Source organism: Arthrobacter sp. Y3223164 (assembly GCF_059091005.1).
In genome coordinates this window covers 1-361 of the sequence record NZ_JBNHGF010000920.1, presented here as the reverse complement: position 1 = coordinate 361, position 361 = coordinate 1, and the positions used below count along the sequence as shown (strand labels likewise).

Here is a 361-nt window from a genome sequence, read left to right as displayed (position 1 = left end):
AAGCAGGCCGCACCGGCGGCGTGCCGCGTCTGCGGCACCCTGCTCGGCAGCGGGGCGGAACGCAAGGTGGGCCGGTGCCACAACTGTCCGCCCACCTACGAGGAGTCGACGTTCGAGGCGCTGCGCGAGTGGCGCAAGGAGACGGCCAGTGAAGCCTCGATGCCCGCCTTTGTGATCTTCACGGATGCCACCCTCGTGGCCATCGCCGAAGCCCGGCCCCAGTCCTTGCAGGAGCTGTCCAGGCTGGCCGGCGTGGGGCCGTCCAAACTGGAGCGTTACGGCGAGGAGGTGCTGCGCGTCCTGGCCGCGAACTGAGACTGTGCGGCCCGGAGGCGAGCGCGCTCAGGCCGCCGCGCCCAGC

General features: G+C 71.7%; 1 protein-coding gene. It reads left to right on the top strand.

The window, feature by feature from the left end; all coding sequences use genetic code 11:
• A partial coding sequence (locus AC5RUJ_RS18725; protein WP_494156570.1) for an HRDC domain-containing protein occupies positions 1 to 315 on the top strand: 315 nt, incomplete at its 5' end.
• Between the last annotated feature and the right edge of the window lie 46 nt (positions 316 to 361).